General features: G+C 33.5%; 12 protein-coding genes. 3 read left to right on the top strand and 9 right to left on the bottom strand.

Translation table 11 applies throughout. The features are described 5' to 3' along the window. Positions 1-4: 4 nt before the first annotated feature. The 7 genes from DNU06_RS04770 to DNU06_RS04740 all read right to left on the bottom strand — a co-directional run bounded on the left by DNU06_RS04770 (position 5) and on the right by DNU06_RS04740 (position 6,448). On the bottom strand, positions 5-1,246 hold the full coding sequence (locus DNU06_RS04770) for a GAF domain-containing SpoIIE family protein phosphatase (protein WP_111062086.1): 1,242 nt from the start codon (positions 1,244-1,246) through the stop codon (positions 5-7). Then, positions 1,243-2,169 (bottom strand): LpxD N-terminal domain-containing protein, encoded by a 927-nt coding sequence (locus DNU06_RS04765; protein WP_111062085.1) that lies wholly within the window; start codon positions 2,167-2,169, stop codon positions 1,243-1,245. The genes DNU06_RS04770 and DNU06_RS04765 overlap by 4 nt, the downstream gene beginning before the upstream one ends. Positions 2,170-2,269: 100 nt before the next feature. Beyond that, positions 2,270-2,821, bottom strand: coding sequence for a hypothetical protein (locus DNU06_RS04760; protein ID WP_146239151.1), 552 nt, complete (start codon positions 2,819-2,821; stop codon positions 2,270-2,272). Between the two features lie 28 nt (positions 2,822-2,849). Beyond that, a complete protein-coding gene (locus tag DNU06_RS04755) occupies positions 2,850-4,331 on the bottom strand; it encodes an OstA-like protein (RefSeq protein WP_233502953.1) in 1,482 nt (493 codons plus the stop codon). A 58-nt stretch (positions 4,332-4,389) separates the two neighbouring features. Continuing rightward, a complete protein-coding gene (locus DNU06_RS04750; protein ID WP_111062082.1) occupies positions 4,390-5,658 on the bottom strand; it encodes an adenylosuccinate synthase in 1,269 nt (422 codons plus the stop codon). 6 nt (positions 5,659-5,664) lie between these two features. After that, positions 5,665-6,009, bottom strand: coding sequence for an STAS domain-containing protein (locus tag DNU06_RS04745; RefSeq protein ID WP_111062081.1), 345 nt, complete (start codon positions 6,007-6,009; stop codon positions 5,665-5,667). Next, positions 5,993-6,448, bottom strand: coding sequence for a Fur family transcriptional regulator (locus tag DNU06_RS04740; RefSeq protein WP_111062080.1), 456 nt, complete (start codon positions 6,446-6,448; stop codon positions 5,993-5,995). Before DNU06_RS04740 ends, DNU06_RS04745 begins: the two co-directional genes overlap by 17 nt. A gap of 100 nt (positions 6,449-6,548) precedes the next feature. Here DNU06_RS04740 and porT point away from each other — a divergent pair, with 100 nt between their 5' ends. Further along, positions 6,549-7,253: a type IX secretion/gliding motility protein PorT/SprT gene (gene porT / locus DNU06_RS04735; RefSeq protein WP_158526816.1), complete on the top strand. Its 705-nt coding sequence runs from the start codon at positions 6,549-6,551 to the stop codon at positions 7,251-7,253. Here porT and DNU06_RS04730 read toward each other — a convergent pair. Continuing rightward, a complete protein-coding gene (locus tag DNU06_RS04730; RefSeq protein ID WP_111062078.1) occupies positions 7,250-7,999 on the bottom strand; it encodes a TrmH family RNA methyltransferase in 750 nt (249 codons plus the stop codon). The two genes, porT and DNU06_RS04730, sit on opposite strands and share 4 nt — an antisense overlap. A 156-nt stretch (positions 8,000-8,155) precedes the next feature. Between DNU06_RS04730 and DNU06_RS04725 the strand changes: the two genes are divergently transcribed. Then, a complete protein-coding gene (locus DNU06_RS04725) occupies positions 8,156-10,822 on the top strand; it encodes a BamA/TamA family outer membrane protein (protein WP_158526815.1) in 2,667 nt (888 codons plus the stop codon). Between the two features lie 4 nt (positions 10,823-10,826). Further along, positions 10,827-12,128 carry a sialidase family protein gene (locus DNU06_RS04720; protein ID WP_111062076.1) on the top strand — a complete coding sequence of 434 codons (1,302 nt, stop codon included), beginning with the start codon at positions 10,827-10,829 and terminating at the stop codon, positions 12,126-12,128. Here DNU06_RS04720 and ribD read toward each other — a convergent pair. Beyond that, a complete protein-coding gene (ribD, locus tag DNU06_RS04715; RefSeq protein ID WP_111062075.1) occupies positions 12,115-13,152 on the bottom strand; it encodes a bifunctional diaminohydroxyphosphoribosylaminopyrimidine deaminase/5-amino-6-(5-phosphoribosylamino)uracil reductase RibD in 1,038 nt (345 codons plus the stop codon). The two genes, DNU06_RS04720 and ribD, sit on opposite strands and share 14 nt — an antisense overlap. Positions 13,153-13,157 lie beyond the last annotated feature (5 nt).

Raw genomic sequence — 13,157 nt, 5'->3', positions numbered from 1 at the left:
CTGCTTAAAATATTCTACAACTTAAGATTGCTGTATCGTCGACATAGTTTTTGCTTCCTCTCCATTCGTCTAGTTTTTTAAAGATTATTTCGTTTAGATCTTCCATAGATAAGGGGTAAAAGTTTTTAACCACTTTAATTAGACGATCGGTTTCGAATTGTTCTTCATTTTCACTTTCTAGTTCAACTACGCCATCTGTATATAACAATAGGGTGGTATTGGGAGATATATCAATTTCTTCTGATTCCAAAAAGGGTAGTTCTGGTAACATTCCTAAACCGATTGTTCCTTTGTTTAAAAACCTTTGTTCTTTTTTATTAATTAATATGGGCCAATTATGTCCTGCATTTACATATTTTAAAGTACGTTTTTTCGTATGGTATTGTCCAATAAAAAAGGTAATGAATTTTTCCCCATTGGCATTTTTATAGACTTTCTTATTGAGTTCATTAATTAAGAACTCTAAATCGAAACGTTGGTATTTAAAAACAGTTCTTAATGTGGCTTGAAAATTTGCCATAAGCATGGCGGCTGAAATTCCTTTTCCTGAAACATCCGCAATACAAATGATGAATTCATCTTCATTGATTTGTATGTAATCATAATAGTCACCACTTACTTTATTGTGCGGTAAGTATTTTGCAGAAATATCTAATTTATTGGTGTGGGGTAAATTATTGGGAAATAAGAGTTTTTGCATTTCACTGGCAACTTCCAACTCTTTTTTTACCACTTCTTGTTTTAAATTTTCCTGAAAAAGTCTTTTATTTTCTAAGGCAACAACGATTAAGTTGGTAAGGGTTTGAATAAAATTTAGATTGGCTAAAGGAGACCCTTCTGTTGCTTTCATTTCTTGCAAGCCGCCCAGTATTAGGTAAGCCAAACATTTGCCATTGTGCAGTACAGGGACAATGACATCAAATTCATTCAAATACATTTTATAAGACGATTCAATGACCGTAATTTCTTTGAATTTTAAAATATCATTTTCTATATCCAATTCTTTGATACTGCCTTTTATGCCAACTTTTAATAAAATTTTCCAATCTTCTTCTTTGTTGAATAAAATGAATTTTTTAAGTCCTAATTGTTCCTTAAGAATAAAATGATAGATGGTTAAAACTTCTGAAAGGGGCTTACTCGAGTTAATGGAATTGGTGATTTCTAATAAGGAATTTAATTTAAAATCCTTATCGTCAATCTTTTGCTCTAATTCTAGTAATATTTTTTCAGAAATATAAGTCATAAGTGCTCAATAATTTGAGGCAGTTTTTTAAAGGCGGCTAACTCTTTAAATTTTGTTCGGGCTTCTCCACAAGGAGATCCAAAATAAGTTTTATTGGCCGGTAAGTTTACACCAACGCCAGACTGTCCTAAGACAATTACGTTTTCATGAATGGTGACATCACTCACAACACCAACTTGGCCCCAAAGGGTAACGTTGTTTTTTATGGTTACACAACCAGCTACACCAACATTGGCAGCGAAAAGGCAATTTTCCCCTACTACAGTATCGTGACCAATGTGCACTTGATTGTCTATTTTTGTACCTTTCCCTATGATGGTCTTACCCGAAACACCACGATCAATAGTTGTTAACGCCCCAATTTCTACATGATTTTGAATCCATGTACTTCCAAAACTATGTAAACGATCGTAGCCACTTTCTTTCTTTTTATAATAAAAAGCATCAAAGCCGATTACTGCATTCGGTCCTATAATTACATGGTCTCCTATTTCTGTATAATCACAGATAACGGCACCTGCATGCACCACACTGTTTTTACCAATTTTCACATGGTGACCAATAGTCGCGTTTGGAAAAACAAAACTGTTTTCTCCAATTTCAAATTCATCTCCTTTGGGTTGTTCCCAAACTTTAAAGGCTCTAAACGTTCGGGTTATTTGATTAAAAACATCAAATGGATTGTCGGAAATAAGGATACCTTTTCCTTCGGGTACTGCAACTTTTTTATTGATGATAATTACATCTGCAGCACTGTTCAATGCTTTCTCGTAGTATTTGGGGTGATCGACGAATACAATATCACCACTTTCAACTTGGTGAATTTCATTGATACCAGAAATGACCAAGTTAGGGTCTCCTTCAAAAGGGCAATTAACCAATTCGGCGATTGTTTTAAGGTTACTTGGCTGCGGTAATTTCATAACACACTTTTATAATAGTATCTAACAGCATAAAAGTAATTATAAGAAGGTTGTCATGACGTAAAAAGCCCCAAACTTATCCATGTTGAATTGTTTAAACCTAATCTTTATTTGAAATTTGTTTGGGTTGGTAAAAATAAAGTCCATAAAAAAATATTAGCATGGAAATTGTACCAGATAGGTATACGAAAGGGATCAGGACAGGGAAGGATAGTTTAAATAAAAATAAGAAGGCAATAAACAGATTAGAAAGTAGGGATAATGCGATCAAAATGACCATGTAAAAAGGCTGTTGCTTGATGGTCCACCCTAAAAGTTGAAGTTCAATTGCCAGTAAAAACAGTATACTTAATCCAATTAAAATAAACCAAGCCTTTTCGAAAGATAGTACATTGAATAAAACTAAAAGCGCATATCCAATTAAACTAAATCCAGTATAAACTAATAATTTTTTAATCGGGACTGGGATACTGTGACAGTGTTCCGCTAAAATGTAATTGAGGGATAATATGGCTGTACTGTAAATTAAAAACATGCTAGTTTTAATTTCGAACCCTGAAAATTCGTTCCGAATAAACAGGATGAGTATAAAGAATATACTAGAGGAAATAGAAATTAAGGTTGCAATTTTAACCCATTTAAATATGTTCATTTGCTTTCAACTATATTTGATTTTAAATTTAGTCGATTTTTTTCAATAATCTATCGGGTTTTTTACTTTTTTTATCGACAAACTTCTTTAAAAACAAATCTTCTTGTTTTGCATTTTTCAAAGGTTTGAAAATAGCGTCTGGTTCTTCGGTGAATTTTATTCTACTTATTTCTTCATTTAAAAAGTAAATATAAATCTTGGAAGATATCATATAGTTTGCCCCTTTAAGTGTCTTAATTTCTTTTTGAGTAATACTATCTTTACTTGTTTCAGAAGGGAAGTAAATGGTTTCCGCATTGTCAATTATTTCAATGAGTTTTACTTTTCCACTGTCTAAGGTTGCAATCATTTTTTTTCCAGCACATTGGTCGTAATGCAGCGAGTCATGCTCCATAGATAAAAACGCATTTTGGTACAGGTATAAGTTTTTAATCGCATCATTTTCTAATTTCATGGTAATAGAGTCAGCACTTACTTCCATGTTGTCTTTCCAAAGTATAGGCGATTTTTTCATTTTAATGATACTATCTTTCTGGCTTATAAATAGCGAGTCGCAGATGCCAAGACTACCACTTTTTTCTAGTATTACGTTAGAATATGCAATGTTTACGGTATTGTTTTTATTTCGGTCACCAGTTTGTATAATAGTGTCTGCTCTAATGGCTAAAGTGTCTGTGGACTGGTATTGCAATATTTTAGCTTTGCCAATTAATTTTATCAAACTGTCTTTTTTGTATAGGTAATTACTAGAAAGGGTTATTTTTTCTAGGCTATCTATAAGGAGGATATTTCCAAAACCTTCTGCATATTCGGTGAGACTATTGTATAGGATACTGTCTCCTTTTATGGTTTGGTTTGGGTTATGAATAGTAGTTTCATCCCACATTTGAATGTCATCTGTTTTAGTTTGATAGATAGCTTTTTTTGTAAAAATTTTAGAGGAATCGGATAGGATTTTTGAAGGGCCATGAATTTGGATGACTTCAGATAAGGTATTAAATTCAAGAGTATCCGAGTATACACTGTAGTCTGGATGTAGAAGTTTAACACTGTCTTTGAATGTAAAAGTTTTGGTTAAAGAGTTATAGGTTCCTTTAGTGGATTCTAGAGTCAGGTCATTTTGGGTGCTTTTAATAAAAGCATAATTGGAGTAGTAGGCAATAGATTGATTGGCATCAAAGCTCAAAGAGTCGGTATTTAGTTTAAAAGTTTTATCTCTTATTTTTACCTTGCTTTGCAGTTTTCCAATATTGGTGTTTCCATCAAAGAATAAAGAGTCGGAATATAAGTTTAAGGTATCTCCTTGGTTGATTTGTACCCTACCATAAGCCCTTACCCAGTTGTCGGTTTTGTGAAAAAAGGCAGAATCACAAAACAGTTTAATGTCTTGATTTTTAAATTGCACATTTCCTTTTACTTTAACGGCATCAAAAAATTCAATTGAATTGGTGACCTTATCTGCGTGAATTAATTCAATTTGATTCTCTTGTCCCCAAGCAAAATTAAACAAAAAAATAGCGCTTATGAAGAGCGCTATTTTTTTTGATATGTTAGTTATTTTTTTCAAGTCAATTTTTTACAATCGTTTGGTCTCTATCTGGTCCAACAGAAAGGATTGTAATAGGTACTTGCAATTCTTGTTCCAAATATGTAATGTAGTCTAAAAATTCAACAGGTGCATTTTTCAAATCTTTTAAACCTGTCAAATCAGTATTCCATCCTTTTAACGATTTATAGATTGGTTTTATTTCGTGTGCCGTAATGTCGTATGGTAAATAGTCAAATAATTCACCATCAATTTCATAATGAGTACATACAGAAATAGTATCGAATGAATCCAATACATCAGCCTTCATCATGGTTAATTGTGTTGCACCATTAATCATTACGGCATATTTTAATGCTGGTAAATCAATCCAACCACATCTTCTGTCTCTACCAGTTGTTGCACCGTATTCGTTACCAATTTTTCTAATTTCTTCGCCTACTGCACCTTCTAATTCTGTTGGGAATGGTCCACTACCAACTCTAGTACAATAAGCTTTAAAAATACCAATTACTTCTCCAATTTTATTGGGTGCAATACCTAAACCAGTACAAGTTCCAGCAGTAACGGTATTAGAAGAAGTTACAAATGGGTATGTTCCAAAGTCAATATCTAGCATGGTACCTTGTGCACCTTCTGCCAAAATAGATTTACCTTCTTTTAATGCATTGTTTAAATAGTGTTCGCTATCAATTAAGGTGATTTTCTTTAAAAATTCAAGCGCTTCAAACCATTTAGCTTCAAATTCTTCTAAAATAGGTTTATAATCAAATTCACCAAGCATACTGATATGCTTGTTTTTTAAGTGGTCGTATCTTTCTTTAAAATCGTGCAATTGGGTATCCCCAAATCTAACCCCATTTCTTCCAGTTTTGTCCATGTAAGTTGGTCCAATTCCCTTAAGAGTAGAACCAATTTTTAATTTACCTTTTTGCTCTTCAGAGTAACGATCTAAAATTTTATGGGTTGGTAAAATCAAGTGTGCTTTTCTTGAAATCATCAATCTAGATGGAATATCTACACCTTTGGCTTCTAACTCTTCCATTTCAGCTTTTAGCGTAATTGGATCAATTACAACACCATTCCCAATAATGTTCATGGTGTTTTCTCTAAAAATTCCAGAAGGAATAGTGTGAAGTACTTGTTTTTTACCTTCAAAAATTAAGGTGTGACCAGCATTTGGTCCGCCTTGAAATCTTGCAATGATATCATATTTTGGTGTTACAACATCAACGATTTTTCCTTTACCTTCATCACCCCATTGTAATCCTAATAACACATCAACTTTCATAATTTATTATTTTAAATGTTCTAAAGCATTTTTTAACGAAGTTGCAATATTAAGAACTGTATTTAACTTAGTAAGTAATAAAACATGATTAATTTTGTCAGAGATATTAACAATGTAAAGTTCCCCACCTAAATTTCGAATTAAAGTAAAGCTTTTTATTAAATAGTTTAAGTCCGTACTTGTCAGCAATGGCATGCTTTCTAGGTTGATTATAAACTTTATTATAAGACTATTTTCGTATTCTTTTATTTGTTTAGAAATGATTGCAAACATTTCTTCATCTATACCTTTTCCTTCAAGTTTTATTTCTATCACTTGACCATGTGGAAGGAAACTAACTTTTTGATTCATCTTTTTGATTTATCCGTTCTCCATAAAAATAAAGAGAATGGTGATGAATCTTAACATTGAATAGTTCTTCAACCGTTGCTTTAATTTTTTCAATTCTTGGATCACAAAACTCAATTACATCTCCGGTGTCGGTACATATAATATGGTCATGCTGGCGAAAGCCATAAGCTTTTTCGTATTGTGAGGTATTACTAAATTGGTGTTTTCTCACCAAATTACAATCCATTAATAAATCAATGGTATTGTATAAAGTTGCTCTACTCACACGATATTTTTTTTCTTTCATTTTAATATAGAGTGTTTCTATGTCAAAATGACCTTTCGAATCATAAATCTCACTAAGAATGGCAAACCTTTCTGGGGTCTTTCTCTGTGAGTTATCTTCTAAATATTTAGTGAATATTTCTTTTACTTTATCTTGTAATTCTTGTTTGTCCATTTAAAAAGCTCCTTATAAAATGTAAATATAGTGCTTTTATTAAAAAATTACTTTTATAATAATCCATATTTAATTGCGTTTGTTAATTTTGACCCATATTTTGAAAATACAACAAGCCATATTATTTTGTGCTTTGCTAATAGGAGCGAGCAATGTTTACGGACAACCTGGAAAAAACTATCCCCAATTTGATCGGAAGAATTTTCACTTTGGATTTGCTTTGGGTGGTAACTCTGCTGACTACCGCTATACTTTTCAGCCCGGCATGTATAATGGGGATTCTATTGTCTCCATAAATATAAATAAACAAGCAGGGTTTACTTTAGGCATTATTAGTTCTTGGGATGTGCATGAAATGTTCCATATTCGATTTATTCCAAGTTTATCCTTTCAAGAGAGGGAGTTTAATTATGGTTTATTGCGCAACAAAGAAGTTAATTTTGAAACTTACAGGTTGGAGTCCACTTTTTTAGATTTCCCATTGATGATGAAATTACGTTCAAAAAGAATTAATAATTTTGCAGCCTACGGTCTGGCTGGTATTCAGTACAGCGTAGATTTAGCCAGTCAAAGAGATGTGGTAACCGTACCGGGAGAAGCCGTCATGAAAATGAAAAAACACGACCTTTCAACCCAATTTGGTGGTGGGTTCGATTTTTTTATGGCTTATTATAAATTTGCCATTGAAATAAAAATTTCTAATGGTTTTCAAGACTTGTTAATTCAAGAAAATACCTTGTTTTCAGCTCCTTTAAATTCTTTGCGCTCAAAAGTTTGGTGGTTCACCATTACTTTTGAAGGTTAAGGAAGTTGTCTTTTATATTCTGCTAAAATAATTCCTGTTGCAATTCCAACATTTAAGGATTCTGCGGTTCCATATTTAGGAATTAATATGGCTTGGTCTAACGCTTGCATTATTTCTGTTGAAATCCCATGAGATTCGCTCCCCATGATGAGGGCTGTTTTTTCTTTAAAACTGGTTTGATAGATGTTTTCCCCTGTCAAGCTTGCCCCCGTTAAAATATAATCTGCTGCTTTTAAGGCTGGAAGGATTTGCAATAAATAGCGATAGTGAATGTGTGCTTCGTATATCGCTCCCATGGAAGCTTGTATCGTTTTTGGATTATATAAGTCGACCGTGTTTTTACTGCAAATAATTTGATCTACTCCAAACCAATTGGCCGTTCGAATAATGGTGCCTAAATTTCCCGGATCTTTTACTTCGTCTAATAATAACACGAGCTTCTTTTTTGTTAAATCGAGGTCTTCCTCTTCTTTAAATCTAACGGTGGCTAAAACTTTATTTGGCGTTTTTAAATTAGAAATACGTTCCAAATCACTTTTTGAAATTAAAAAGGTAGAAAACGCTTCATTTTGTTCTGTAATACTATAGTCTTGCGTGTGATAAATGCATTCAATTTTATATTGTTTTTGCGACAATAACTCTTGGATTAGCTTTTCACCTTCTACAATAAATAATTGATTACTATCTCGATATTTTTTTTGATGTAGGGATTTAACGAATTTTATTTCATTTTTAGTCAAAGACATATCAATTACCTTATTAATCTGGTTATTTTTGTAAAGATAGATTTTATAATGGTACTAGTACAAAAATTACGATTGCTTTTCGGTATTTCGCTGTTTTTAATGATGCTTGGATGCAGTCAGGCAAAGTACGTACCCCAAGGTGAATACCTTTATCAAGTGAAGAAGAATTCATTTTTTAGAGCGCCAGAAAACGCTACGATACATTTTTTAAGTCAAAATAAAAAAGATAGCATAGTAAGTTTGAAAGGAAGTTATCCCGATATTTCAATTGAAGAATTATACACTTTACTAAAACCTCAGCCCAATAGAAAATTTAATCTTTTTGTCTACAATAGAATTGATAGTTTAAAGATGAATACCCAAATCGAACGAAAAAAAGAGAAGATAAATGCGGTGAATGAACGTCGAATGGCAAGACAAAATAGAATCAATAAAAAGAGGAATGATAAGTCAAAGGCTAAGGGGGATCGAAATTATTTTCAAAAAGTAGTAAAACTAAAAAAAGAGAAAAAGGGCTGGCGTAATTTTATAGCAACGAATATTGGAGAAGCTCCTGTTTTAATGGATACTGTAAAAGTGCTTAAAAGTAAGGATCAAATACAGTTGTTTTTAAAGAACCAAGGCTTTCTAGAAAATGAAGTTTCTGTCGCTATTCGTTATAAAGAAAAAAAGAAAAAAGCTTATCCCGTTTATACGGTTGTCCCTAAAACGCCTACACGAATTCAAAAAATTTACTTTGATGATAGACCTGAATATAGTACTTTAAAGGAGGAATATTATCAATTCTTGAAAAAGAAAGACACCCTAATTCACATAGGAGATTTATTAAATCAAGATGTTTTAGATACGGAACGGGCGCGTTATTCAAAATTTTGTAGAGACGGTGCCTTTTTCGATTTTAGTAAAAGTTTTATTTACTTTGAAGTGGATACGATAGGTAGAGACCATTTGGCGACAGTTACTTTTAAAATTATACCTCGTACCGAAGAATTAGTAGACGGAACTACCACTGTTATTCCACATACTACTTATAAAATTGGGGATGTAACTTATGTGATAAAAAATAAAAACAAAGACTCTTTTAAGGATTATCCCGCTTATGAAAAAAAACTAGCCGGATATGGTCTTGGAATAGTAGGGGGGAGATACCCATTATTGGATACCTTGTATTATGTAGATTCTGTTTTTAAGAAGAAGTTTATTCTTTTTGGTCCAACAGATGTTTTAGTATACAAAGGCACATTTATTTACAACGAAAAATTGCCTGTTTCCCCTTTCTTAATTGATAGACAGAATTTTTTAGAAATAACAGATGGAGGAGATAACGGATGGTATAAAGAATATTATGTAGAAAGATCTTATTCTAGGTTGCTTGGTCTGGATATTTTTAGTTCCATCACCCCAAGTGTAAAAATGGATGAAGATGAAAGTAGGCGATTGAATGTAAAGTATGAATTAACAACCGCAGACAAACAATTATTCTCCTTTGAACCCAATGCTACAAATTCTAATGGCTACTTGGGGGCATCAATTTCTATGAATTATACCAATAAAAATATATTTGGGGGGGCTGAAAAATTAAAGTTAAGTATTACCGGTGGGGTAGAATCACAGCCTGCGGTATTCGACAAGACGGTGGATGGACAACAAGTGTTGAATTCGGGAAGGACATTTAATACTATCGAGATATATCCAAAAATAAGTTTAGAGTTTCCCAAGTTAATTCCAATGGGGAAAAGGTTACAAAAAACACTTTCAAAAAGATTGTATCCAAACACGGTGATAGATTTAAGTTATAACTTTCAAAAAAGGTCAGATTTTGTTCGGAATTTGACTGAATTTGCCTATTCCTGGAAGTTTAATGAGGCAAAAACTAAAATTCATCAAATTAAATGGCAAAGTTTCAATTTTATTAAGCTTCAGAAATCGGAAGATTTTGCAATCAAATTGGCCTTGCTAAACGACCCTTATTTACTCAACACCTATTCCGATCACTTTTCGAATAAATTTGAATACATATTTACTTACAATAACCAAAGAATACAAAAGGAAGAAGGAAAAAGAAATTATGTTTTTGGAACTGCAACTTTTGGAACTTCAGGTTATTTATTTGATGTTGTAGGGGTGGGATTAAATGATGTTGAAAACGAGTTGAGACAGATTTTTGGGGTGCCATTTACGCAGTTTTTAAAAATGGATTATGATTTACGTTACTACATGAATGTTTCTAAATACAAGTCGAATGACAAAATGATTGCTTATCGTTTATTAGCAGGTGCAGGCTATGCTTATGGTAATTCTCCTTCATTGCCTTATGAAGAGAGTTTTTTTGCTGGAGGTTCCAATGATATTCGTGCTTGGAGTGCAAGGACGATAGCGCCAGGTGGAACGCAAATATGGCGAGATACGAACGCTACTACTACACAGATTTCGGATATGCGACTAGAGTTAAATGTAGAATATAGGTTTCAATTTTCTGATTTTATCAAAGCTGCCATTTTTGTGGATGCTGGTAATATTTGGAAATTACAAGATGATCCTGAAAATCCGGAAGACGACTTAAGTGTGTTTGGTAAAAATTTTGTAACCCAGGTAGCCATGGGTGCTGGGTTTGGTTTACGATTGGATTTTGATTTTTTCATTGTCAGATTAGATGGTGCTATTCCAATTCATAATCCATATATGTTTGCAGGAGAACGTTGGATTTGGGAAGACAGAACAAAATATAAAGCAATTTTAAATACCCTTCCAGATAACTATGTGAATAGTTTGAAAATCCCCTTTTCTCCCACGTTGAGTTTTGGTATCGGTTATCCATTTTAATAATATGAAAACGATTAAAATATTTACTTTATTTATGTTTTTTTTGCCAGCAATTACTGGCTTTTCTCAATTTAAAAATGTCCTTTTACCACTACCTAAAGGAGCTACGTATTTTTATTCGCAAGTAGAACCATCCATTTATATTAATCCTAACGATCCTGCAAAAATTGTAGCTGGTAGCGTAATGAATGATTACTATTATTCAAAGGATACTGGTAATTCTTGGCACGCCAAGTCTATGTATAGTCGCTTTGGGGTAAATGGTGATCCTTGCTTGTTGGTGGATCAAAAAGGATTTTATTATTATTTTCACTTGTCTAATCTAAAAGGGGAAAGGTTAAAAGGGGGGATTGTTTGTCAACGTTCTCGATTTTTAAAAGGTAGATTTAAACGTAAAACACACACTTTTATCAATGGTAAGTTTCACGATAAAGAATGGGCAGTGTCAAATCCAATAAATGGGGATATTTATTTAACATGGACTCAGTTTGATGCTTACGACTCGAGTGATCCACGCGATAGAAGTAATATCTTGTTTTCAAAGAGTAGCAATTATGGTAAAGCATGGTCTTTACCTGTAGTAATATCAAAATACTCTGGTGACTGTAAGGATGATGATGATACCGCAGAAGGTGCAGTCCCGGCAGTAGGTCCAAATGGTGAAATTTATGTCGCTTGGGCAAGGAGTGAAAAAATTTATTTTAATAAATCATTAGACGCTGGTAGTACTTGGTTACCAGCGGAAAAAGAAATTGGTCTGCAAAAAAATGGCTGGACATTAAATGTGCCGGGTATATACCGCTGTAATGGATTACCTATAACTGCTTGTGATATTTCAAATTCAGCATATAGGGGAACTATATATGTTAATTGGGCCGACCAAAGAAATGGAGAGGATGACACAGATATTTGGTTAAAAAAAAGCAAGGATGGTGGCGAAAATTGGTCAGCACCTATAAAAGTAAACTCTGACCAACAAAAGGCACAACAGTTTTTTACCTGGATGACGGTAGACCAAGTGACTGGATTAGTTTATTGTGTGTTTTATGATCGTAGAAATACAAAAGGAAATGAGACAAATGTTTATTTAGCAGTTTCAGACAATGGGGGTACTTCTTTTAAAAATTATAAAATTTCAAATAGTTCATTTCTACCCAATCCTAAAATATTTTTTGGAGATTACACGAACATATCGGTCCATAACGGCATAATTCGCCCAATTTGGTCGAGGTTAGACGATACAAAAATTTCATTGTTAACTGCAATTATCAATCAGTCGGCTTTACTTGGAATCAGCGCTGAATAATTTGAATTTCATCTTTCCCGAAGAAATATTTATGCACACGCGTAAAATTTGATATTCTAGGGGCTAAAATCCCCTCCTTTATTACACTTATACCCGTTAGAATTCTTGCTTCATCCCATAAAGCAGCATCAATAAATGTATTCAAAGTATGCTTGCCACCTTCTACGATTACAGACTGGATATTTAAAGTGTATAATGTAGCAACAATATTTTCTAAAGAGAAGGGTTTTACTTGTATGTATTCTATTGCCGCTACTTTTCCCGACTTTATAGAATTGAATACATATGTTTTTGCGGCACCGTCATTTATTTGATATTGGGCTACATTGAGCTGGCAGTTTGGATCTATAACAATGCGTATAGGACTGGGTCCAGCTACAACTCTGGTGGTTAAAGCAGGATTGTCGTTTACTATGGTTTTCCTCCCTACCAATATTCCAGCTTCTTCTGCTCTCCATTGGTGGACCAAAGTCTTGGTTTCTGGTTGGGTAATCCAAAATATACCTTTTTCCTCCTTGTCCCTTGCCATATCAATCATGCCATTTGCCGATTGTGCCCATTTTAAGATGAGGTAAGGGCGTTTTTTTGCATGAAAAGTGAAGAATCGTTTATTTAAAGCTTGGGATTCTTTCTCCAATACGCCTACTATAACTTCAATGCCAGCGTTCCTTAACCTTTCAATACCTTTTCCCGCAACTTCAGCATAAGGGTCTACACAGCCAATTACAACTTTTGGTATTTTAGAATCAATAATTAGATTAGCACAAGGTGGTGTTTTTCCAAAATGTGCACATGGTTCTAAATTGACGTAAATGGTAGACTCAGCAAGTAAAGATTTATCGGTTACCGCTGCAATGGCATTAACTTCTGCATGTGCCTCTCCGTATTTTTGGTGATAACCTTCTCCTATAATTTTTCCTTGGTGAACAACTACACTCCCAACCAATGGATTAGGTGCGGCATAACCAATGCCTAACTTCGCGAGTGCTAAACACCTAAATAAATACTGTTCATCTGTCGACATGTAAT

Source organism: Putridiphycobacter roseus (assembly GCF_003234935.1).
GTDB lineage: Bacteria > Bacteroidota > Bacteroidia > Flavobacteriales_D > Crocinitomicaceae > Putridiphycobacter > Putridiphycobacter roseus.
Note: the sequence above shows the minus strand (reverse complement) of the source record. Positions and strands in the feature narration are given on the sequence as shown.

Excerpts from the sequence above, each read along its gene's own strand:
- DNU06_RS04770 (WP_111062086.1), bottom strand. The coding sequence starts at position 1,246 with ATGACTTATATTTCTGAAAAAATATTACTAGAATTAGAGCAAAAGATT.
- DNU06_RS04765 (WP_111062085.1), bottom strand. The coding sequence starts at position 2,169 with ATGAAATTACCGCAGCCAAGTAACCTTAAAACAATCGCCGAATTGGTT.
- DNU06_RS04760 (WP_146239151.1), bottom strand. The coding sequence starts at position 2,821 with ATGAACATATTTAAATGGGTTAAAATTGCAACCTTAATTTCTATTTCC.
- DNU06_RS04750 (WP_111062082.1), bottom strand. The coding sequence starts at position 5,658 with ATGAAAGTTGATGTGTTATTAGGATTACAATGGGGTGATGAAGGTAAA.
- DNU06_RS04745 (WP_111062081.1), bottom strand. The coding sequence starts at position 6,009 with ATGAATCAAAAAGTTAGTTTCCTTCCACATGGTCAAGTGATAGAAATA.
- DNU06_RS04740 (WP_111062080.1), bottom strand. The coding sequence starts at position 6,448 with ATGGACAAACAAGAATTACAAGATAAAGTAAAAGAAATATTCACTAAA.
- DNU06_RS04730 (WP_111062078.1), bottom strand. The coding sequence starts at position 7,999 with ATGTCTTTGACTAAAAATGAAATAAAATTCGTTAAATCCCTACATCAA.
- DNU06_RS04720 (WP_111062076.1), top strand. The coding sequence starts at position 10,827 with ATGAAAACGATTAAAATATTTACTTTATTTATGTTTTTTTTGCCAGCA.
- ribD (WP_111062075.1), bottom strand. The coding sequence starts at position 13,152 with ATGTCGACAGATGAACAGTATTTATTTAGGTGTTTAGCACTCGCGAAG.